Source organism: Micromonospora sp. C97 (assembly GCF_018070385.1).
GTDB lineage: Bacteria > Actinomycetota > Actinomycetes > Mycobacteriales > Micromonosporaceae > Micromonospora > Micromonospora parva.
Map to the genome: position 1 here is coordinate 171,035 of NZ_JAGPXU010000008.1, position 20,248 is coordinate 191,282.

19 protein-coding genes are annotated in these 20,248 nt (G+C 71.2%); 8 read left to right on the forward strand and 11 right to left on the reverse strand.

Annotated features, from left to right (window positions below; all coding sequences use genetic code 11):
• Positions 1 to 103 precede the first annotated feature (103 nt).
• Positions 104 to 1,267: an N-acetylmuramoyl-L-alanine amidase gene (locus tag KBX26_RS14325; RefSeq protein WP_030331851.1), complete on the forward strand. Its 1,164-nt coding sequence runs from the start codon at positions 104 to 106 to the stop codon at positions 1,265 to 1,267.
• Positions 1,268 to 1,278: 11 nt separating this feature from the next.
• Here KBX26_RS14325 and KBX26_RS14330 read toward each other — a convergent pair whose 3' ends face one another.
• On the reverse strand, positions 1,279 to 1,944 hold the full coding sequence (locus tag KBX26_RS14330) for a hypothetical protein (RefSeq protein ID WP_030331852.1): 666 nt from the start codon (positions 1,942 to 1,944) through the stop codon (positions 1,279 to 1,281).
• A 294-nt stretch (positions 1,945 to 2,238) separates the two neighbouring features.
• Here KBX26_RS14330 and KBX26_RS14335 point away from each other — a divergent pair, with 294 nt between their 5' ends.
• Positions 2,239 to 3,552 (forward strand): PLP-dependent aminotransferase family protein, encoded by a 1,314-nt coding sequence (locus KBX26_RS14335; RefSeq protein WP_030331854.1) that lies wholly within the window; start codon positions 2,239 to 2,241, stop codon positions 3,550 to 3,552.
• A 7-nt stretch (positions 3,553 to 3,559) separates the two neighbouring features.
• Positions 3,560 to 4,561, forward strand: coding sequence for a D-alanine--D-alanine ligase (locus KBX26_RS14340; RefSeq protein ID WP_030331856.1), 1,002 nt, complete (start codon positions 3,560 to 3,562; stop codon positions 4,559 to 4,561).
• Between the two features lie 80 nt (positions 4,562 to 4,641).
• Here KBX26_RS14340 and KBX26_RS32345 read toward each other — a convergent pair whose 3' ends face one another.
• The 9 genes from KBX26_RS32345 to rpmH form a co-directional block, all read right to left on the reverse strand.
• Entirely contained in the window at positions 4,642 to 5,715 is a 1,074-nt protein-coding gene (locus KBX26_RS32345; RefSeq protein WP_247680632.1) for a hypothetical protein, read from the reverse strand.
• A gap of 1,089 nt (positions 5,716 to 6,804) precedes the next feature.
• Complete coding sequence (locus KBX26_RS14350; RefSeq protein ID WP_210865606.1) at positions 6,805 to 7,821, reverse strand: ParB/RepB/Spo0J family partition protein; 1,017 nt, start codon at positions 7,819 to 7,821, stop codon at positions 6,805 to 6,807.
• 27 nt (positions 7,822 to 7,848) lie between these two features.
• Positions 7,849 to 9,174 (reverse strand): AAA family ATPase, encoded by a 1,326-nt coding sequence (locus tag KBX26_RS14355; RefSeq protein WP_374224288.1) that lies wholly within the window; start codon positions 9,172 to 9,174, stop codon positions 7,849 to 7,851.
• Positions 9,175 to 9,430: 256 nt separating this feature from the next.
• Positions 9,431 to 10,141 (reverse strand): 16S rRNA (guanine(527)-N(7))-methyltransferase RsmG, encoded by a 711-nt coding sequence (rsmG, locus tag KBX26_RS14365; protein WP_030331865.1) that lies wholly within the window; start codon positions 10,139 to 10,141, stop codon positions 9,431 to 9,433.
• Between the two features lie 111 nt (positions 10,142 to 10,252).
• Positions 10,253 to 10,876: a R3H domain-containing nucleic acid-binding protein gene (locus KBX26_RS14370; protein WP_030331867.1), complete on the reverse strand. Its 624-nt coding sequence runs from the start codon at positions 10,874 to 10,876 to the stop codon at positions 10,253 to 10,255.
• 212 nt (positions 10,877 to 11,088) lie between these two features.
• On the reverse strand, positions 11,089 to 12,081 hold the full coding sequence (gene yidC / locus KBX26_RS14375) for a membrane protein insertase YidC (RefSeq protein WP_030331869.1): 993 nt from the start codon (positions 12,079 to 12,081) through the stop codon (positions 11,089 to 11,091).
• A complete protein-coding gene (gene yidD / locus KBX26_RS14380; RefSeq protein WP_081883822.1) occupies positions 12,078 to 12,374 on the reverse strand; it encodes a membrane protein insertion efficiency factor YidD in 297 nt (98 codons plus the stop codon). The genes yidC and yidD overlap by 4 nt, the downstream gene beginning before the upstream one ends.
• Positions 12,371 to 12,787 carry a ribonuclease P protein component gene (gene rnpA / locus KBX26_RS14385; RefSeq protein ID WP_030331871.1) on the reverse strand — a complete coding sequence of 139 codons (417 nt, stop codon included), beginning with the start codon at positions 12,785 to 12,787 and terminating at the stop codon, positions 12,371 to 12,373. The genes yidD and rnpA overlap by 4 nt, the downstream gene beginning before the upstream one ends.
• Before the next feature lie 34 nt (positions 12,788 to 12,821).
• Positions 12,822 to 12,959 carry a 50S ribosomal protein L34 gene (gene rpmH, locus KBX26_RS14390; protein WP_007453904.1) on the reverse strand — a complete coding sequence of 46 codons (138 nt, stop codon included), beginning with the start codon at positions 12,957 to 12,959 and terminating at the stop codon, positions 12,822 to 12,824.
• A 508-nt stretch (positions 12,960 to 13,467) separates the two neighbouring features.
• Between rpmH and dnaA the strand changes: the two genes are divergently transcribed.
• The 5 genes from dnaA to KBX26_RS14415 all read left to right on the forward strand — a co-directional run bounded on the left by dnaA (position 13,468) and on the right by KBX26_RS14415 (position 19,988).
• The gene (gene dnaA / locus KBX26_RS14395) at positions 13,468 to 15,414 is read left to right on the forward strand and encodes a chromosomal replication initiator protein DnaA (protein WP_374224289.1); all 1,947 of its coding nucleotides are present in this window, start codon (positions 13,468 to 13,470) and stop codon (positions 15,412 to 15,414) included.
• Positions 15,415 to 16,190: 776 nt separating this feature from the next.
• A complete protein-coding gene (dnaN, locus tag KBX26_RS14400; protein ID WP_210865609.1) occupies positions 16,191 to 17,324 on the forward strand; it encodes a DNA polymerase III subunit beta in 1,134 nt (377 codons plus the stop codon).
• 40 nt (positions 17,325 to 17,364) lie between these two features.
• Positions 17,365 to 18,237 carry a phosphogluconate dehydrogenase (NAD(+)-dependent, decarboxylating) gene (gene gnd / locus KBX26_RS14405; protein WP_030331875.1) on the forward strand — a complete coding sequence of 291 codons (873 nt, stop codon included), beginning with the start codon at positions 17,365 to 17,367 and terminating at the stop codon, positions 18,235 to 18,237.
• Between the two features lie 16 nt (positions 18,238 to 18,253).
• Entirely contained in the window at positions 18,254 to 19,387 is a 1,134-nt protein-coding gene (recF, locus tag KBX26_RS14410; protein WP_030331876.1) for a DNA replication/repair protein RecF, read from the forward strand.
• Positions 19,377 to 19,988, forward strand: a complete 612-nt coding sequence (locus tag KBX26_RS14415) for a DUF721 domain-containing protein (RefSeq protein WP_210865610.1) — start codon at positions 19,377 to 19,379, stop codon at positions 19,986 to 19,988. Before recF ends, KBX26_RS14415 begins: the two co-directional genes overlap by 11 nt.
• Before the next feature lie 10 nt (positions 19,989 to 19,998).
• On the opposite strand, the gene KBX26_RS14420 is transcribed toward KBX26_RS14415, so the two are convergent.
• Positions 19,999 to 20,226, reverse strand: a complete 228-nt coding sequence (locus KBX26_RS14420; protein ID WP_030331879.1) for a hypothetical protein — start codon at positions 20,224 to 20,226, stop codon at positions 19,999 to 20,001.
• Positions 20,227 to 20,248: the final 22 nt, after the last annotated feature.

Below are 20,248 nucleotides of genomic sequence, written 5' to 3' on the forward strand. Positions count from 1 at the left end.
AGCGACGACGTATTTCGCCGCCCCAGCCACCTCGCCGTCCCGGAGCGCATAGCCTCAAGCCTGGGCCGCCCGGCCAGCCAGTGTCGTGCAGAGGGGGTCGTGCGTGCGTCCGATCCGACCCGGTGACCGGGGACCCGCGGTCACGGAGATCCGTACCATCCTGACCGGCCTCGACCTGCTCGCCGCCGCCGGCCCGCACACCGACGAGTTCGACCTCGACACCGAGCGGGCGGTCCGCGCGTTCCAGCAGTCGCGGGGGCTCAGCGTGGACGGCCGGGTCGGAGCCGAGACCTGGCGCGCCCTGGACGCCGCCCGCTGGCGGCTCGGCGCCCGCACCCTCTACCACGCGGTCCCCGAGCCGCTCACCGGCGAGGATGTCCGGTCCCTGCAGGAGCGACTGCTGGAAATGGGGTACGACGTGGGCCGCGCGGACGCCATCTACGGTGTCCGGACGTCGCGGGCGGTGGCCCAGTTCCAACGCGAGGTCGGGCTCACCCCCGACGGCTCCTGCGGCCCGCACACCATGAACGCGCTGCGCCGGATCGGCCGCAAGGTGGTCGGTGGCCGCCCGCAGTGGCTCCGCGAATCCGACGCGATCCGACAGTCCGGGCCGGCGCTGGTGGGTAAGACGGTCGTCATCGACCCGGGGCACGGGGGCACCGACCCCGGCATGGTGGTGCCCGACGGCTCGCTGCGCTGGACGGAGTCGGACCTGGTGCACGACCTGGCCAGCCGCCTGGAGGGGCGGCTCGCCGCCTCCGGGGTGCGGGTGCAGCTCACCCGGGGCCCGTCGCCCGACAGTTGCCTGCCGGACGCCGAGCGGGCGCTGCTCGCCAACTCCCTCGGCGCCGACGTGTTCATCTCCCTGCACCTGGACGGCCACGCCAACCCGGACGCGGAGGGCGTGGCGACCTACCACTACGGCACCGACAACGGGGTGACCTCGGCGACCGGTGAACGCCTGGCCGGGCTGGTGCAGCGGGAGATCGTCGCCCGCACCGGGCTGCGGGACTGCCGTACCCACGCCAAGACGTGGGAACTGCTGCGACTGACGCGGATGCCCGCCGTCCGGGTCGAGGTCGGCTACCTCACCTCGCCGACGGACCGCGCCCGCCTTGTCGACCCCCGGTTCCGGGACCGGGTGGTGGAGGCGATCGTGGCGGCGGTCCAGCGGATGTACTACCCCATCGAACGAGACGTCCCGACCGGATCGCTCGACGTCAGCGAACTGCGTGCCGTGGTGACCGCCGGCACCGTGGTCGACTGATCGGCCCTCGGTCAGCCGTTGGTGGAGCGGGTGGCCGGGGCGGGACGGACCGGCCGGAGCAGCGTCTCCGGACTCATCGAGCCGAGCAGCTTCTCCAGCGCGTACTCGACGTCGGACTTCCAGCTCAACGCCGTCCGCAGCTCAAGGCGCAACCGAGGAAAACGCGGATGCGGACGTACGGTCTTGAAGCCCACGGAGAGGAAGAAGTCGACCGGTGCCACGCAACCCCCGGCCGGGTCGTCCGCGTCGCCGAACTTGGCGTCGCCGAACGCCTCGATGGCCTTGATCCCCCGCTTGGTCAGATCCCGGGCGACACCCTGCACCAACATCCGGCCCAACCCGCCGCCGGCGAACGCGGCGACCACGTTCGCGGTCATCAACAGTGCCGCGTCCGCGGAGACCGGTGAGGTCGGGAACGCCATCGAACGGGGCACGTAGGCGGGCGGGGCGTACATCACGAAGCCGGCCGGCATGCCGTCGACGTACGCGAGCTTGCCGCAGGAGCCCCACTCCAGCAGCGTCTGGGAGACCCACGCCTCCTTCTCCAGGCCCGGGTCGCCGGCAGCGCAGGCCCGCTCCGCGGAGACCGGGTCGAGCTCCCAGTAGACGCACTGCCGGCACGGGCGCGGAAGGTCTTCCAACGTGTCGAGGGTCAGGCTGACCAGACGTCGCGACATATGGCGCATCCCCACAATAGGCTCGGTGGTGAGACCGGCATGGAACGACAGCGCCGCCTTCCTGCCCCCGACGAGCGATCGTACGCCGCCGATCGGCGGTACGGGAGGGGACGCGCAGATGCCCACCCCCGAGGGGGACGCTGACGAGGTCCGCCATGTGGTCGGTCTGCCTCTGCCCGACCGCTGCTGGGCTCCGGCGGACTACGATCGACAATCGGTGTGCCCTCCGCCATGGTCAGCGGTGTGCGGGGTACCCGGGGCGGGAGCCACCCGAGCAGCGATCGAGGTGAGGTCATGACCGGCACGACACTCGACGACTACACCGACCGGTACGCCCGGCGGGTACGCGGGATGACCGCCTCCGAGATCCGAGCATTGTTCGCGGTGGCCAGTCGCCCGGAGGTCGTCTCGCTTGCCGGCGGCGCTCCGTACATCGCCGCCCTTCCGCTGGACGCGGTCGGCGAGATGCTCGGCCGGCTCGGCTCCGAGCACGGCGTGACCACCCTCCAGTACGGCATCGGTCAGGGCACCCTTGAGCTGCGCGAGCGGATCTGCGAGGTGATGTCGCTCTCCGGCATCGACGCCGGGTGCGGCGCGTCCCCGGAGGACGTCGTGGTCACCGTGGGCGGGCAGCAGGCACTGGACCTGGTGGCCCGGCTCTTCCTCGACCCCGGTGACGTGGTGCTCGCCGAGGGGCCGACGTACGTCGGTGCGCTCGGCGTGTTCCAGGCCGCCCAGGCGCAGGTCGTCCACGTACCGATGGACGCGGACGGGCTGATCCCGGAGGCGCTGGAGACCGCCATCGCCGACCTGGCGCGGGCCGGCCAGCGGGTCAAGTTCCTCTACACGATCCCCACCTACCAGAACCCGACCGGTGTGACGCTCAGCGAGGAGCGCCGGGAACGGGTGCTCGACATCTGCGAGCGCGCCGGCCTGCTCGTCGTCGAGGACGACCCGTACGGTCAGCTGGGGTTCGAGGGTGAAGCCCCGGCCCCGTTGCGGGCCCGCCGCCGGGACGGCGTCTTCTACCTCAGCACGTTCTCCAAGACCTTCGCCCCGGGGCTGCGGGTCGGCTGGATCCTGGCGCCGCACGCGGTCCGCGACAAGCTGGTCATCGCCAGCGAGGCGCAGATCCTCTGCCCCAGCGGTTACGCCCAGGCCGCGGTGGCCACCTATCTGAGCACCATGCCGTGGCGGCAGCAGCTCAAGGTCTACCGCGAGGTCTACCGGGAGCGCCGGGACGCCCTGCTCGACGCGATGGCCGACCTGATGCCCGAGGGCACCAGCTGGACCACACCGACCGGCGGGCTGTTCGTGTGGGCCACGCTGCCCGACGGGCTCGACTCGAAGGCCATGATGCCGCGCGCGGTCGCCGCCCGGGTCGCCTACGTCCCCGGCACCGGTTTCTACGCCGACGGCACCGGCACCGGCGCCATGCGGCTCAACTTCAGCTTCCCGCCGCCGGAGCGGATCCGCGAGGGCATCCGCCGGCTGTCCGGTGTGATGGAGCAGGAGATCGCCATGCGCCGGGTCTTCGGCGCCGTGGGTGGCGCCGCCGGCCGGCGCGGCCGGGCCGGTTCCGACGTGCCCGGGCCCGACTTGGCATGATGCCGGCATGGGTACGACCGTCGAGCATCTCCTCGTGACCGAATCCGCCGTCTCGGCCGACCTCCGCGTCGTGGTGCTCGCGGGCGGCCTCTCCTACGAACGGGACGTGTCGCTGCGCTCCGGTCGTCGGGTGCTCGACGCGCTGCGCGCCGTCGGCGTGGAGGCCGAGCTGCGCGACGCGGACGTGGCGCTGCTGCCGGCGCTCGCGGCCGACCCGCCGGACGCGGTGGTGATCGCACTGCACGGCGCGACCGGCGAGGACGGCTCGCTGCGCGGGGTGCTGGATCTGTGCGACATCCCGTACGTCGGCTGCGACGCCCGGGCCTCCCGGGTCGCCTGGGACAAGCCCTCGGCCAAGGCGGTGCTCCGCGAGGCCGGCATCCCCACCCCGGACTGGGTGGCGCTTCCGCACGACCGCTTCTCCGAGCTGGGTGCGGTCGCCGTCCTGGACCGGATCGTCGACCGTCTCGGGTTGCCCCTGATGGTCAAGCCGGCGCAGGGCGGGTCCGGGTTGGGCGGAGCGGTGGTCCGGGACGCCGCCGCGCTGCCCGCCGCCATGGTGGGCTGCTTCGCGTACGACTCCACGGCGCTGGTGGAGCGGTACGTGCCGGGGATCGACGTGGCGGTCTCCGTCGTCGACCTCGGCGACGGCCCGCAGGCGCTGCCGCCGGTGGAGATCGTGCCCCGCAACGGCGTGTACGACTACGCCGCCCGCTACACCGCGGGGCGGACCACCTGGCACGCCCCGGCCCGGCTGGCCCCGGAGGTGGCAGCCACTGTCGCTGACGTGGCCCTCGCGGCGCACACCGCGCTCGGTCTCCGGGACCTCTCGCGCGTCGACGTGATCGTGGACGCGGCCGGCCAGCCCCACGTGCTGGAGGTCAACGTCTCGCCGGGCATGACGGAGACGTCCCTGCTTCCGCTCGCCGTGCAGGCGGCCGGACTGGACTTCGGTCGGCTCCTCGGCACCCTGGTCGCCCGGGCGGCGGCCCGCCTCACCACTCACTGACCGACCTGCCAGCCCGTCGCGGCGAGCGCGGGTCGACCGTGTGGTTGACCCGGCGGGCCAACCACACGGTCGGTTCCAGATCAGTGACCCGCGCGTACGTCTGGTGTGTCGGTGCCGTTGGTGCGCGCTGCTGCGCCCGGGTCGCTGGGGATGCTCGTCCTGCCGGCAGCACCGGAGGCACCGCCGTTGGCGAGGTCGGAGGCGGCCGGGATGGCGGGGGCCGAGCCGCTCTCGTCTACGCGTGCGCCCGCCGGGTCGACGTCTGGCGCGTCCGCGCTTGCGCCCGCCGGGCCGACGCGGAGCCCGTCGCCCGGCCTTCCCGCCGGGTTGTCGGTGGGCGTTGCCGCCGCCTTGTCGGTGGGCGTCCCCACCGTGGCGGCGCTGCCGAACGCGGCGCTCTCGGATGCGGTCCTGTCAGATCCGGTCCTGTCGGATCCGGTCCTGTCGGATGCGGCGTTGTCGGAAGCCGCGCTGCCGGCGGGGGCGGTGGCGTCCCGGGCCGGGACTGCCGGGACACCGGCAGGGTTGGTGACGGGTGGCGTCCGAGCAGGTTCAGCCGCCCGGTCGGCGACGGTGGTCGCCGTCGAGCCGGCACCGGCGTTCGCCTGCGGGACCGGTCCGACCGCCGGCACGCTGTCGGCGTCAGCGGAACCGGACGGGGAGTCCAGCACCGGTTCCGGAATCTCCTCTGCCGCCTCGATGACCGAAACCGCGTCCGCTGCGGCTGCTGCCGCTGAGGCAGCCTCGGCTGCGGCGGCGGCATCCGCGGCAGCCGACTGGGCCAGCAGACTGGACGGCGCCTGCCACTGGATGCGGGGTGGCTCGGCGAGCGGACGGCCACCGAACTCGGCGAGCCAGGCCGCTACCAGTGCCAGATTTTCCCGCCACTGCGCCTCGGAGATCGGCGGCAGGATCGAGTCCCACAGCGACAGGAACGTGCCCCGCAACTGGAGGCGACCGTACGGCCGGGCGAGGAACCACATGTGCAGGTGAGCGGAGCCGTCGCCCCAGCGGTTGACGTGCACCCGGGCGACGCCGTCGAGCGAGCGGATGGCCCGCTCCAGACGTACGGTCATCACGCCCAGTTCGGCGGCCAACAGGTTCGGCAGGTCACCGAGGTCGAGGTGGGTCCGCGATTCCAGGATGAGCACCATAGGCAGACCGGTGGGGCGGTCCATGGCGCGTACCCGCCACCGCTCACCCACCCAGATGTAGGCGTCGTCGGGCGCGTTGCAGGCGGTGCATTCCCGGAGACCCTCACCCTTCCGGGGCGGTTCAACCGGGACCGGATCATCGAGCTGCTTCACGTGGAGGTCACCCTCGAAGGGAAATGACGGCCACTGGGTGAAGTCCGGGACTGAGGGAGGGGTGTCGTGCACGACGCTGACCCTAACCGAGTCTGGCACCGCTGTCCCTACCTGTTTGAGTGGTCCTGAGCCACCGGATCATCGCGCCACCGCCGCTCGGGCTCGAGTGGTCGCGCGGGCACCGAGAGGCGATATCCACAGGCTGCCGAGGTCCTCAACACGGGCCGTCATCCACAGGCCCACACCCGCTCCCACGCGCTGTTCTACGTGAAACGGGGGGTGCCTGTGGACAACCGGTGTGGATAACTTTTCGACCTGTCGGTCGTTGTCGCCAACCCGCGTCCGAGGCGGTTCGGCCGCCTCGGAGGCCGGCCGCTGAACGGTGCCCGCAACGCCGACGCGTGGGGACGCGGAGGCGACCCAGCTGACCGTCAACCCGACCCGCAGGGGTCGATTGGCACACCGACGAGCCGGTGTCGCTGTTTCACGTGAAACCGGCGCGTCGCTGCGCGGATTGCCTCTGGTGGGTCCGACCACAAACCCAGGCCCTTCGGCTCACCCGAGGATCACTGCGGAGGCGCCGTGCAGGCCACTCAGCGGCTCGCTGTCGCGTCGAGCGGGGCAGGGGGTGGCTCGGGTCGACCCCAGCATTCCGGAGCCTTCTGTGACCCGTGCAGGAGATCGGCCCGCCACTGCGGCGTCCACCGACCGCATCTGCGCGGTCGCCGTTCCCGAAGACGTGGACGGCCGGGCCGTCTGCCCCCGCGTACTCCGAGGCGCTCCTCGGGGGGCCGGCTGAGCGATTCGGCGTCCGTCCGGTCCGCCGATCCGTTGAGCGAAGCCGCCGGCTGTTTCACGTGAAACGCGACGACCCCGGGATGCGGAACGGCCGCGCCCCCGGGTGGGGTGGCGCGGCCGTGGGTGAGCGGGCTGGGCTCAGTCCCCGCTCTCCTCCTGCTGCACGCCGATGATCCCGACGATCCGCTCCAGGTCGTCAACGGTCGCGAACTCAATCGTGATCTTGCCCTTGCTCCGGCCGATGTCCACCTTCACCCGGGTGTCGAACCGGTCGGACAGCCGGTCGGCGAGATCGGTCAGGGCCGGCGCGTGCGCCTTGGGCCGCCGCTTCGCGGCCTGACCCTTCGCCGGGCCATCGTTCAGCGTCAGGGCGACGATTTCTTCGGTCGCCCGAACCGACAGCCCTTCGGCCACGATCCGCAGGGCCAGCTGTTCCTGCGCCTCTGACTCGTCGAGGCTCAGCAGAGCGCGGGCGTGCCCCGCCGACAGGACGCCGGCGGCAACCCGGCGCTGCACCTGGGCGGGCAGATTCAGCAGTCGAATGGTGTTGGAGATCTGCGGGCGGCTCCGGCCGATCCGGCGGGCCAGCTCCTCGTGGGTGGCCCCGAACTCCTCCAGCAGTTGCTGATAGGCGGCGGCCTCTTCGAGCGGGTTCAGGTTCGCCCGGTGGATGTTCTCCAGCAGGGCGTCGCGGAGCATGGCGTCGTCGCGGGTGTCCCGGACGATCGCCGGGATGCTCTCCCGACCCACCGCCTGGGCGGCCCGCCAGCGCCGCTCGCCCATCACCAGTTCGTACTTCTCGTCGTCGAGCTGCCGTACGACGATGGGCTGGAGGAAGCCAACCTCCTGGATCGAGGTCTTCAGCTCCTCCAGCGCCTCCTCGTCGAAGACCTGACGCGGCTGCTTCGGGTTGGGCATGATCGCATCGACCGGAATCTCGGCGAATCGCGCACCCGGCACCGGGCTGAGCACGGGCTCCGGCTCGTGGACTGGCACCCGGGCGGGCACCGCGGAGACGGCGGCCGTGGTGCCCGCGCCGTCCGGGCGCTCGTTGTCCGGCTCGGCCGTCGCGGTGCCAGCGGCACCCGGGACCGGCCCGGTCGGGATCAGTGCCCCCAGGCCCTTACCCAGACCGCCCCGAGGACGGTTCTTCATGCCACGCCTCCCAGCGACTTGTCCGCACTACGCATTCCGGCCCACCGGCTCCTTGACGCCCCGCTCGGCGATCTCCTGAGCCGCCTCGAAGTAACTCGTGGCGCCCCGCGAACCGGGATCGTAGGTCATCACCGACTGCCCGTAACTCGGTGCCTCGGAGACTCGGACGTTGCGGGGGATGACCGCCTGGAGGACCTTGTCGCCGAAGTGGTTCCGGACGTCCTGCTCGACGGCGTCGGCCAACCGGGTACGGCGGTCGTACATGGTCAGCAGGATGGTGGAGACATCGAGTTTCGGGTTGAGGTGCTGGCGTACCAGGTTGATGTTGTTGATCAACTGGTTGAGCCCTTCCAGCGCGTAGTACTCGCACTGGATCGGGATCAGCACCTCCTGCGCGGCAACCAGAGCGTTGACGGTGAGCAGACCGAGCGAGGGCGGGCAGTCGATGAAGACGTAGTCGAACTCGCCCGGGTAGGCGGCGATCGCCCGGTCCAGACGCGACTCTCGGGCCACCACCGACACCAACTCGATCTCGGCTCCGGCCAGATCGATGGTCGCGGGCACGCACCAGAGGTTGGGGATGCCCTCGACCGCCTGCGCCACCTCGACCAGCGGCACGCTGTTGATCAGGCAGTCGTACACGTCGGGGATTCCGGTGTGGTGCGGGACGTTGAGCCCGGTCGAGGCGTTGCCCTGCGGGTCGAGGTCGACCACGAGCACCCGGTTACCGTGCAGGGCGAGCGCCACCGCAAGGTTGACGGTGGTGGTGGTCTTACCCACGCCGCCCTTCTGGTTGGCGACGCACATGACCCGGGTCCGGTCCGGCCGAGGCATGGTCACCTCGCCACTGGGATTCAGGATCTGCACGGCGCGCATCGCCTCCATAGCCAACGGTGGGTCATCCTCTTCGCGCGTCGGGGTTTCACGTGAAACGTACGTGGGGTCGGCCGCCACGGCGGCCAACGACTCGGTCGAAGCGACCGGGGCGTCGGCGACCACCGGCGCGGCGTCCCGAACGGCAGCCGCAGTGGGTTGGTGCGGGACCGCCGGCTCGAATCGAACCGCCGCGGCGGTGTTGCGTCGACCCGAGGTCGACCGCACCTCGGCCGCGTTGATCGGTCGACTCGACGCCTCCGGCGTCCTGCGCCCACCCGGTGGGTCCGCAACGGCCGAGCCGTCCGGTCGCCCCGCGCTCGTCGGCGGATCGAGTGCCGGCGGCGGATCGCTGTCGGTGGGTCGGTTCGATGGCCCGGTCGCGCCGGGCGACCAGCTCGGGTAGTCGGTTTCACGTGAAACGGGATCGCTGGTCGACCCGGTCACGCGTGGATCGTCGTACCTGCCGTCGTCATGCACCTGTCATCCCTGCCCGCTTCGGATGGTCGGTCCGCGCCCCGGTCAACTCGGCCGCGTCCACGCCCGCAACCCGGAGCGTACGGCCCACGGGAGCGGTCGGAGACCCGCGACGTCCGTCATCCGCTACACACTATCGACGCGCGGTCAGCCTACGGCGGACGGGCGCGGCCGGTCCACGTCGGGTTCTCATCCCCTCGTCCACCCGTACCGGTACAACGAGGCAACCCACCGGCCGGAAGCCCGATGGCGCGAAGTGTCAACCTCGGCGGGGACGCCCACCCCGGGCGCGCTTCTTCGCCGCCGGGCGGGGCGGACCGACCATCCGCTCGCGCACGATCTCCACCACGGTGGTGGGTGGATCGATCACACCGACGCCGCAGAGCCGCACGGTTGGCTCCCCACCACCGAGTCGCGCCACCACGTCGGCGTGCTCCTCGATCTCGGCGGCGGCGGACGAGCCCTTGAGCGCCAGCAGACGGCCACCCCGAACCGCCAGCGGGAGACTCCAGCCGGCCAGCCGATCCAGGGGCGCGACCGCGCGCGCGGTCACCACGTCTCCGCTGATCGGCTCCCGGCCGCTCGATCCGCTGGCCGCCTCGTCGGCCCGGCCCCGGAACACCCGTACCGACCTGGCCAGGCCGAGTTGCTCAACGACCTCGATCAGGAACGAGGTCCGTCGGGCCAGCGGCTCGATCAGGGTGACGGTGAGGTCGGGGCGGGCGATCGCCAGGACGAGACCCGGCAGGCCGGCTCCGGAGCCGACGTCGAGCACCGTCGCGCCGGACGGGATCCGCTCGGCGACCGCGGCACAGTTGAGCAGGTGCCGGTCCCAGATGCGGGGGGCCTCCCGGGGACCGATCAGGCCGCGGACCACCCCGTCGGTGGCCAGCAGTTCGGCGTACGCGGCGGCCAGGTCGAGACGGTCGCCGAAGAGGGTGAGCGCGGCTGGCGCCAGCTCGGGCGGCAACGCCGCGTCGGCCGGTGACGGGGCGGTGTCGCTGCCCGTCGTGCCAGCGTCGGCGTCGGAGGTGACGGGCCGGACACGGCTTCCGCCGTGAGGTCGTCGTGGGTCACCCGGTCAGTCCGCCGGCCGTACGACGATGCGCCGGTTCGGCTCCACACCCTCGGACTCGCTCGCCACGCCCGACATGGCGTTGACGACGTCGTGCACGCACTTGCGCTCGAACGCGGACATCGCCTCCAGGCGGACCGGCTCGCCGTACTCCTTGACCTTCTCGACGGCGTTCTTGGCGACCGCGGCGAGTTCCTTGCGGCGGTTCGCCCGGTAGCCGCCGACGTCGAGCAGCAGCCGGCTCGGCGTACCGGTCTGCCGGAAGACGGCGAGGCGGGTCAGCTCCTGGAGCGCCTCCAGGGTGGCCCCGCGCTGACCGACCAGATTCTGCAACCGCTCGCCGACCACCTCGACCATCGGCCGGCCGGCGGCGACCAACTCGTCGATGTCGCCGTCGTAGTCGAGGATGTCGAGCAGGCCCTCGACGTAGTCAGCGGCGATCTCGCTCTGCCGGAACAGGTCGCCCTCGCCCACAGCCTTCTTCGCCCGGGTGCCACTGCCAGCGGCGGTGTCGGTGTCGTCGTCCGCCTCGGTGTCGTCGGCTTCGGTGTCGTCGCCGTCCACCGCGAGCGTGGCGGTCTCCTCCTCGTCCACTGACTGCTCGGCGCGGGGGATGCTGGTCTCGGTCACGGTCTCATCTCCGTACTCGCTCGGCCGGACCGTCGGGTCCGACTGGTTTCCCGGGGCCGGCTGGAGGTTGCCGGTGCCCACAGGCACGTCTGTACGGGCAGTGTCGCCCGTGGCCGCGCGGTGCGCGGTCGGTTCCACCCGGCGCCGGCCGTACGGCGGCTGCGCGGTGCGGAACGGGCCGCCGCCGGATCACCGGCGGCGGCCCTCACACATCAGCCCTGCCGCTTGGCGGGGCGGCTCTTCTTCGGGTTGTTCACCGGCTTGGCGCCCGGCTTCGGCCCGGCCACCTTGGGTGCTGCCGCCTTGACCGGCACCGGCGGGGCCGCCTTGCCACGACCGAACAGGCCGCCGGACTTGGCGGGCTGCACCGGGTTGCGGGAGGTGGCGGGGGCGGCGGTCTTCTTGGTGGCGGTCACCGGCGGCGGGAACTTCCGCAGCACCCACTGCTGCTGGCCGAGGGTGAAGAGGTTGTTGGTGACCCAGTAGATGATGACGCCGATCGGGAAGATCGCGCCGGAGATCAGCAGCGACGCCGGGATGCCGTAGAGCATCAGCCGCTGGATCATCCGCTGCTGCGGGTCCTCCGCCCAACCGGTCTTGAGGATCATCTGACGGCTGGTCAGGTAGGTGGTCGCGATCATGACCAGGACCAGGACACCAGCAATGATCTTCACGGTGCTGCCGTTGGCGCCCAGGCTGGCCAGCTCGTCGGCGGTGGAGCCGAACTTGCCGGCGATGGGAGCGGTGAAGAGCTTCGCCTGCGAGGCGCTCTGGAACTGGTCGACGGTCCAGCCGTAGAGGGTCTTGTTCTGCTTGTCGGGATCGAGCCGGCGCAGCACGTGGAAGAGGCCCAGGAAGACCGGGATCTGAAGGAACATCGGAAGGCAACCCATCAGCGGGTTGGCCTTCTCCTTCTTGTACAGCTCCATCATTTCTTTCTGGAGCGTCTCCCGGTCACCCTTGTGCTTCTCCTGAAGCTCCTTGACCTTGGGCTGGAGCGCCTGCATCGCCCGCTGCGACTTGATCTGCTTGACGAAGACCGGGAACAGGATCACCCGGACGGTGACCACCAGGAAGACGATGGCCAGGATCCAGGCGAAGTTGGTGCCGAGCACCGCGCCGACCGGCACCCCGATGGCGTCCCAGGCCGAGTGCCAGGTCAGCAGGATCCACGAAATCGCGTAGTAGATCCAGTCGAGACTCAATTCGGGGCTCCAGTCACATCAGCACGGCGGCGGCCGCCCGGCTCCGGCACCGGGTCATATCCACCAGGGTGAAAGGGGTGGCAGCGCAACAACCGCCGGACCGCCAGCACGGCTCCCCGGAGCGCGCCGTGTCGAGCGACCGCTTCCTGGGCGTACGCACTGCACGACGGGTAGAACCGACAGCGAGCCGGCAGTGCCGGACTTATCCACCGACGGTACGCGATGATGGGCGCGATCAGCACCTTGGCACCGGTTGTCGACGGGCGGGGGCTGGTCTGCTCGGTGTCAGTCATCGGGACCGCCGCTCCCGGGGCGACCTGGCGACCGCGATGGCGGCGTCCAGATCGGTGGCGAGCCGGGGGTACGACGCCTGCGCCGCGGCGGGCAGCGCTCGGACGACCAGGGTGCTGCCGGCGGGCAGGGCGGTCAGCCGTTCCCGGACCAGCGCCCGCAGTCGGCGGCGGACCCGGTTGCGGGTCACCGCGTTGCCGACCGCCTTGGACACGACAAAGCCGGCACGGGAGGGCGCGGACGACTGCTCCGCACTGTTGTCCCGTACCGGCTCCGGCGAGGTCGGTGTGCTGGGGTCGACGGTCACCGGCATGGCCAGGTGGACCACGACGGCGCCACGTCCGGCGCGTCGGCCACCGCGAACCGCTGCGGCGAAGTCAGTGCTGCGCCGCAGTCGCTGTGCGGCGGCCAGCACGACTGCCCACGTCCCCTGGACCGGCCCGGTCGGCTCAGGCCGACAGGGTGGTGCGACCCTTGGCGCGACGGCTCGACAGGATGGCACGGCCGGCACGGGTGCGCATGCGCAGCCGGAAGCCGTGGGTCTTCGCGCGCCGGCGGTTGTTCGGCTGGTAGGTGCGCTTGCTCACGTCAGGCTCTCCGTTTTCGTACGCGCCCCGCGCGACGGGATCGCCGGGGTCGTGTGGTGGTCCAGGCCACCGCGACGGTGGCCCACGATCGGTGCTGTCCGGCGGGGCGGGACCTCGGCGGTGCGAGGATGCGACCGCGGACAGCAAGCACCCATCACCCTAGCAGAGGGCGAGAAAGCAGCCGTTCCAGCCTACGCAGGGGGGCAATGGCCGTCAAACACCCCGAGCAGCGGACAACGGGACGCGCCCGAGGCGGGAGGACGGTTTTCGCTGATGCCGACAAGGGCGCCGCCGCGTCGCCGGTTGATGGCGCAGGGACAACGCTGTTACCGTGCCCGATTGCGGTGAGCGTCGGAAGCTCCGGTCGTCGCACAGGCAAGACCGGACAAGGCAGTGAATCGTTCGGCACGGTGAACCCGCTTCAGCGCCCGTTCAGGCAGGGGCAGGTGCCACCCGCGTCCGGCGGTGGCCACAATCGGTCGGTACACAGGCTGTGGATAACTTGTGGATGACCACCGGTCGATCGTCCGGGTGGGTGTTGTTCCACCCGCGAACGCGGCGGGCCCGGGACGGCCGGCTGGCAGACAGCGGCGGCCGGGAGCAGAGGCGAGGGGGTGGCACGACGGTGGCCGGTACGACCGACCTTGCCGCGGTGTGGTTAGCGGCGACCGACGAACTCGCCGACGAGATCATCTCCGCCCAGCAGCGTGCCTATCTACGGCTGACCCGGCTGCGGGCGATCGTCGAGGACACCGCGCTGCTCTCCGTCCCGGACGCGTTCACCCGCGACGTGATCGAGTCACGGCTGCGCCCGGCGATCACCGAGGCGCTCACCCGCCGGCTCGGCCGACCGATCCAGGTCGCGGTCACCGTTCGGGTGGCCGAGGACTCCACCGGCCGACCGGCTGGCACCGTCTACCGCAGCGCTCCGGAGGTCGGGCAGCTCGACCTCGACGGCCCGGGGGTCGCGTCGTTCGACGACGACCAGGACGCTCGGCCGTCCGCCGACGCGATGATCCCCGAGCAGTCACCCGCGCCGCGTACGCCCGATCCGGGCCCGCCACCCGCGCCGGCGGGTCCGCCGCTCGCGCCGACCGTCGACGGGCACCGCTCCGGGCTGATTCCGGCCAGCAGGGACGGGCAGGAGGCGTTGTTCAGCGCCGCCTTCGCCGAGCCCATCCGGCCGAACCGGCCGGGCCCGGACCGGCGCGGCTACGACGAGCAGGCGGCCCGCCTCGACCCACCCGGCCCGGACACCCGGCCCTACGAGCCCCGCTACCGGGATGACTCGGCGTCGCCACGCGACCAGCACGTGATCCGCTCGCTCCCCCGGGACAGCGGAACGGACAGCGGCCCGGGTCGCAGCGCTGTGGACCACCGCAACGGTGGCCGCGACGACCGCCGGTTGCCCGGTGCCGACACCGGTGGCAACCGGCTCAACCCGAAGTACATGTTTGAGACCTTCGTCATCGGGTCGTCCAACCGGTTCGCCCACGCGGCGAGCGTGGCGGTGGCGGAGTCGCCGGCCAAGGCGTACAACCCGCTGTTCATCTACGGGCACTCGGGACTGGGCAAGACCCACCTGCTGCACGCCATCGGGCACTACGCCACCACGCTCGGCAACGCCCGCTCGGTCCGCTACGTCTCGACCGAGGAATTCACCAACGACTTCATCAACTCGCTCCGGGACGACAAGACCAGCGCGTTCCAGCGGCGGTACCGCGACGTCGACATCCTGTTGATCGACGACATCCAGTTCCTGGAGAACCGCGAGCGCACCCAGGAGGAGTTCTTCCACACCTTCAACACGCTGCACAACGCCAACAAGCAGATCGTGATCACCTCGGACCGGTCACCGCGCCAGCTCGCCACCCTCGAGGACCGGATGCGAACCCGGTTCGAGTGGGGGCTGCTGGCCGACATCCAGCCGCCGGATCTGGAGACCCGGATCGCGATCCTGCAGAAGAAGGCGGCGCAGGAGCGGATGTACGCCCCGCCGGACGTGTTGGAGTTCATCGCCTCCCGGGTGTCGAACTCGATCCGGGAGTTGGAGGGCGCGCTGATCCGGGTGACCGCGTTCGCCAGCCTGACCCGGTCGACGGTCGAGCTGTCGCTGGCCGAGGAGGTGCTGCGGGACTTCATGCCCGACGGCGCCGGCCCGGAGATCAACGCCGACCAGATCATGGCCTCGACGGCGGACTACTTCGGGGTGAGCCTGGAGGACCTGCGGGGCCAGTCCAGGTCCCGTGTCCTGGTCAACGCCCGCCAGGTGGCCATGTACCTGTGCCGGGAGCTGACCGAGTTGTCGCTGCCCCGGATCGGGCAGGCGTTCGGTGGCCGGGACCACACCACAGTGATGCACGCCGACCGCAAGATTCGTCAGCAGATGGCCGAGCGCCGCTCGCTCTACAACCAGATCGCCGAGCTGACCAACCGGATCAAGCAGAACAGCTGACGGGTACGACCGCCGTCGCGGCGGTGCACAACCTGAGGACACGCCCGGCCGGATCTCCGGTCGGGCGTTCTTTTTGGTCAGTCAACTGGACTCTCGACATGGTGTAGACCACAGGATCGAGGCCGTGACCGCCTCGATCCCCACTCGTTGTCCACAGCTCGTTATCCACCGTCGGTGGATAACTACGGTCCGTCCTCCGCCAGTTACCCACAGGCTGTGGAGAAACCCTGTGTACGAGGCTGTGGACGCCTGGGGACGACGGTCGGGTTATCCACCGGTCATCATCAACCTGTGTACGGGCTGTTGAAGGTTCTGGGGATGACGGCAATGGTGATCTTCCCCGCGATCCACAGGCTTGGGGAGAAAGTCGGTGGATTACCGGTGGACAACCGGTGGACAACGGTGGACAACCGGCCGCCGTCGCCGGGCTGTGGACACAGAAGCCGGTTGTACCCCCGGTTCTCCACAGCTAAATCACCGGTCGATAACCTGTCTGAGCTGCGCAGACCTCGGTTTTCCACAGTTTGCACAGGTGCGATGAAGACGATGAGTTATCTCTTCTAAGAGAACAAAAACCAATCATCACCGTTGGGCTTTCTGTGGATCGGGCCGAACGCTGTCGGATCAGCCCGTCAGCATCGACACGATCCATGGGGTCGGGCGCACAGCCGATGTCCCTGCGCCCTAAGGTGCGATGGGTACCCGCACGGTCGGGCGGGACGGTAGGCAGCGGTCGGCATGAGAGAGTTGTCGCTGACGTCGACGCGGAGGCATTGATGAAGTTCCGAGTGGAGCGCGACGCGCTCGCCGAGGCTGTGGCGTGGACCGCGAAGAGCCTGCCCAACCGGCCGTCCGTACCGGTGCTCGCCGGGGTGATGCTCCGCGTCACCGATGGCAACCTGCGGGTCTCCGGGTTCGACTACGAGGTCTCCAGCCAGGTGACCGTCGAGGTGCAGGGCGACGCCGACGGCGCCGCGCTCGTCTCCGGCCGCCTGCTCGCCGAGATCACCAAGGCGTTGCCGGCCAAGCCGGTCGACATCGCCGCGGTCGGCGCGCACCTCGAGTTGGTCTGCGGCAGCGCCCGGTTCACCCTGCCCACCATGCCGGTGGAGGATTACCCCGCGCTGCCCGAGATGCCGCAGAGCGCCGGCACTGTCGACGCCGCCGCGTTCGCCACAGCGGTTTCCCAGGTGGCCATCGCGGCCGGCCGGGACGAGACGCTACCGATGATGACCGGTGTCCGCGTCGAGCTGTCCGGCGACACGTTGTCGATGCTCGCCACCGACCGGTACCGGTTGGCGCTGCGCGAGATCCAGTGGCGGCCGGACGACCCCGAGGTGAGCATCAACGCCCTGGTGCCGGCCCGCACGCTGAACGACACCGCCAAGGCCCTCGGCCCGCTGGGCGGCGAGGTCACCCTCGCCCTCGCCCAAGGGGCTGCCGGTGAGGGCATGGTCGGTCTCGCCGGCGGCACCCGTCGTACCACCAGCCGGCTGCTCGACGGCGCCAACTACCCGCCGGTGCGGTCGCTCTTCCCGGCCACGCACAACGCCGAGGCCCGAGTTTCGGTCAGCACGCTGATCGAGGTCGTCAAGCGGGTCGCGCTGGTCGCCGAACGCACCACGCCGGTGCTGCTCAGCTTCAGCGCCGACGGCCTGGTGGTCGAGGCCGGCGGTTCCGAGGAGGCGCGGGCGAGCGAGGCGATGGAGGCCACCTTCGCCGGTGACCCACTGACCATCGGCTTCAACCCGCAGTACCTCATCGACGGTCTGGCAAACCTGGGCGCTCAGACGGCCGTGCTCTCGTTCGTCGACGCCTTCAAGCCCGCGGTGATCTCACCCGCTGGCGAGGATGGCGAGGTCATTCCGGGGTACCGGTACCTCATCATGCCGATCCGCGTCTCGCGCTGATCGCGCCCAGCAACACCCAGATCCACGGAGGTAGAAACACATGCAGCTCGGCCTGGTAGGACTCGGCCGTATGGGCGGCAACATGCGGGAGCGGTTGCGTTCGGCCGGGCACGAGGTGGTCGGCTTCGACCACAACGCGCAGATCAGCGACGTTACGACCCTCGCCGGCCTGGCGGAGAAGCTCGAGTCCCCGCGCGCGGTCTGGGTCATGGTGCCCGCGGGTGTCACCGACGCCACCATCGACGAGCTCGCCGAGGTGCTCGGCGAGGGCGACATCATCATCGACGGCGGCAACTCGCGCTTCAGCGACGACGCCCCCCGCGCCGAGCGGCTCAACCAGCGGGGCATCGGCTACCTGGACGTCGGCGTCTCCGGCGGCGTCTGGGGCCGGCAGAACGGCTACGGGCTGATGGTCGGCGGTTCCCAGGAGCACGTGGACCGGCTGATGCCGATCTTCAACGCGCTCAAGCCGGAGGGCGAGTTCGGTTTCGTGCACGCCGGCCCGGTCGGGGCCGGGCACTACTCGAAGATGGTGCACAACGGCATCGAGTACGGCCTGATGCACGCCTACGCCGAGGGCTACGAGCTGATGGCCGCCTCGGAGCTGGTGACCAACGTGCCGGGCGTCATCAAGTCCTGGCGGGAGGGCACCGTTGTCCGTTCCTGGCTGCTCGACCTCCTGGACCGGGCCCTCGACGAGGACCCGGAGCTGGCCGACCTGAGCGGCTACACGGAGGACACCGGCGAGGGCCGGTGGACGGTCGACGAGGCGGTCCGGTTGGCGGTGCCGCTGAACGTCATCACGGCTTCGCTGTTCGCCAGGTTCGCCTCACGGCAGGACGACTCGCCCGCCATGAAGGCCGTCTCCGCGCTGCGTCAGCAGTTCGGTGGCCACGCCGTGCACAAGCGCTGAGCGGCGTCCACAACCTGTGTACGTTCACCGGCTGGAACTGGTCGACTTCCGCTCGTACGAGCGGGTGGCCGTCGACCTCCAGCCGGGGGCGAACGTCCTGATCGGCGCCAACGGTGTCGGTAAGACCAACCTCGTCGAGGCGCTGGGCTACGTGGCGACCCTGGACTCACACCGGGTCGCCACCGACGCGCCGCTGGTCCGGATGGGCGCATCGTCCGCGGTGATCCGCTGCGCTGTGGTGCACGACGGCCGCGAGCTTCTGGTCGAGCTGGAGATCGTGCCCGGCAAGGCCAACCGGGCCCGGCTGGGTCGCTCACCGGCGCGACGGGCCCGGGACGTGCTGGGGGCGCTGCGGTTGGTGCTCTTCGCCCCCGAAGACCTGGAGCTGGTCCGGGGCGACCCGGCCGAGCGTCGCCGCTACCTGGACGACCTGCTGGTCAACCGCCAGCCCCGGTACGCGGGTGTGCGGGCCGACTACGAGCGGGTCGTCAAGCAACGCAACGCCCTGCTGCGTACCGCGTACCTCGCCCGCAAGACCGGTGGGTCCCGGGGCGGTGACCTCGGCACCCTGGCGGTCTGGGACGCCCACCTGGCCCAGCACGGCGCGGAGCTGCTCGCCGGCCGGCTGGAGCTGGTGGCCGCGCTCAGCCCGCACGTGGCCAAGGCGTACGACGCGGTGGCCGCCGGTCGGGGGGCGGCGAGCATCACCTACCGGCCGTCGATCGAGTTGGCCGAGTCGACCACCGATCGGGCCGCGTTGGCCGAGGCGCTGACGGCGGCCCTGGCCGCGTCCCGTTCCGCCGAGATCGAGCGGGGCACCACCCTGGTCGGCCCGCACCGTGACGAGCTGGCGTTGAGTCTCGGCCCGCTGCCCGCCAAGGGGTACGCCAGCCACGGCGAGTCGTGGTCGTTCGCGCTCGCGCTGCGGCTGGCCGGGTACGACCTGTTGCGCTCCGACGGCATCGAGCCGGTGCTGGTGCTCGACGACGTCTTCGCGGAGTTGGACACCGGCCGCCGGGAGCGGTTGGCGGAGCTGGTCGGCGGGGCGAGTCAGCTCCTGGTGACCTGCGCGGTGGACGATGACGTGCCGGCCGCCCTGCGCGGCACCCGTTACCAGGTCGGCGAAGGGACGGTACGCCGTGTCGGATAAGCCAGGCACCGAGGGGTCGGCGGCAGGCGACGCCGCGGCTGCGCGTACTCCGAAGGTCGCTGCGCAGTCGGCGGGCGGTGAGCCGGCGGCGGCCGCCAGCGGGCCGGAGCTGGCCCGGGCGGTGCTCGACGCGGCGCTGTCCCGGCGGCAGGCGGCGGCCCGCGCCCGGCGTGCGCCCGGCGGTGGCGACGCCGCCGGCGGCTCGGGCCGGCGGTTGCGTGGCTACTCCGGCCCGGGCCCCGACCCGCGCGATCCGCAGCCGCTCGGCGCGGTGCTGAACCGGCTGGTGAAGGCGCGCGGCTGGCAACAGCCGGCGGCCGAGGCCACCGTGTTCGGCGCCTGGGAGCGGGTCGTCGGCGCTGAGGTGGCGCAGAACAGCCGCCCGGTGAAGTTGGAGAACGGCGAGCTGACCGTGGAGGCGCGCTCGACCGCCTGGGCCACCCAGCTGCGGCTGCTGGCCGGCTCGCTGCTCAAGCAGATCGCCAGCGAGGTCGGTCACAACGTGGTGCGCAAGCTGCACATCCACGGGCCGGCCGCGCCCTCCTGGGGGAAGGGCCCACGCCGGGTGCGCGGCCGGGGCCCCCGCGACACGTACGGCTGAGCCCGCCGGCTCAGCCGCGCCGGTCCGCCTCGCGGGCTGCCCGCTTGCGCTCCCGCTGCTCCCGGGTGTGGCGCTTGCGCTCGGCCAGGTCGCGTTTCCACGCTTCGCGGGCCTCGGCCGAACCGCCCTGCACCGCGCCCTGCACCCCTTCGGCGGGGCCGGCGAGGTGCCGGAAGGCCCACCGCATCAGTCGGCCGCCCTCGCCCGGGGCCCTGGTGACCGCGCCGTCCTCGCTCATCTGCCGCCTCTTTCCGGGTCAC

What these genes read in the sequence shown, in the direction of transcription:
- KBX26_RS14330 (WP_030331852.1), bottom strand. Translation starts at nt 1,944, where the DNA reads ATGTCGCGACGTCTGGTCAGCCTGACCCTCGACACGTTGGAAGACCTT.
- KBX26_RS14335 (WP_030331854.1), top strand. Translation starts at nt 2,239, where the DNA reads ATGACCGGCACGACACTCGACGACTACACCGACCGGTACGCCCGGCGG.
- KBX26_RS14340 (WP_030331856.1), top strand. Translation starts at nt 3,560, where the DNA reads ATGGGTACGACCGTCGAGCATCTCCTCGTGACCGAATCCGCCGTCTCG.
- KBX26_RS32345 (WP_247680632.1), bottom strand. Translation starts at nt 5,715, where the DNA reads ATGGTGCTCATCCTGGAATCGCGGACCCACCTCGACCTCGGTGACCTG.
- KBX26_RS14350 (WP_210865606.1), bottom strand. Translation starts at nt 7,821, where the DNA reads ATGAAGAACCGTCCTCGGGGCGGTCTGGGTAAGGGCCTGGGGGCACTG.
- yidD (WP_081883822.1), bottom strand. Translation starts at nt 12,374, where the DNA reads ATGACTGACACCGAGCAGACCAGCCCCCGCCCGTCGACAACCGGTGCC.
- dnaA (WP_374224289.1), top strand. Translation starts at nt 13,468, where the DNA reads ATGACCACCGGTCGATCGTCCGGGTGGGTGTTGTTCCACCCGCGAACG.
- dnaN (WP_210865609.1), top strand. Translation starts at nt 16,191, where the DNA reads ATGAAGTTCCGAGTGGAGCGCGACGCGCTCGCCGAGGCTGTGGCGTGG.
- gnd (WP_030331875.1), top strand. Translation starts at nt 17,365, where the DNA reads ATGCAGCTCGGCCTGGTAGGACTCGGCCGTATGGGCGGCAACATGCGG.
- KBX26_RS14420 (WP_030331879.1), bottom strand. Translation starts at nt 20,226, where the DNA reads ATGAGCGAGGACGGCGCGGTCACCAGGGCCCCGGGCGAGGGCGGCCGA.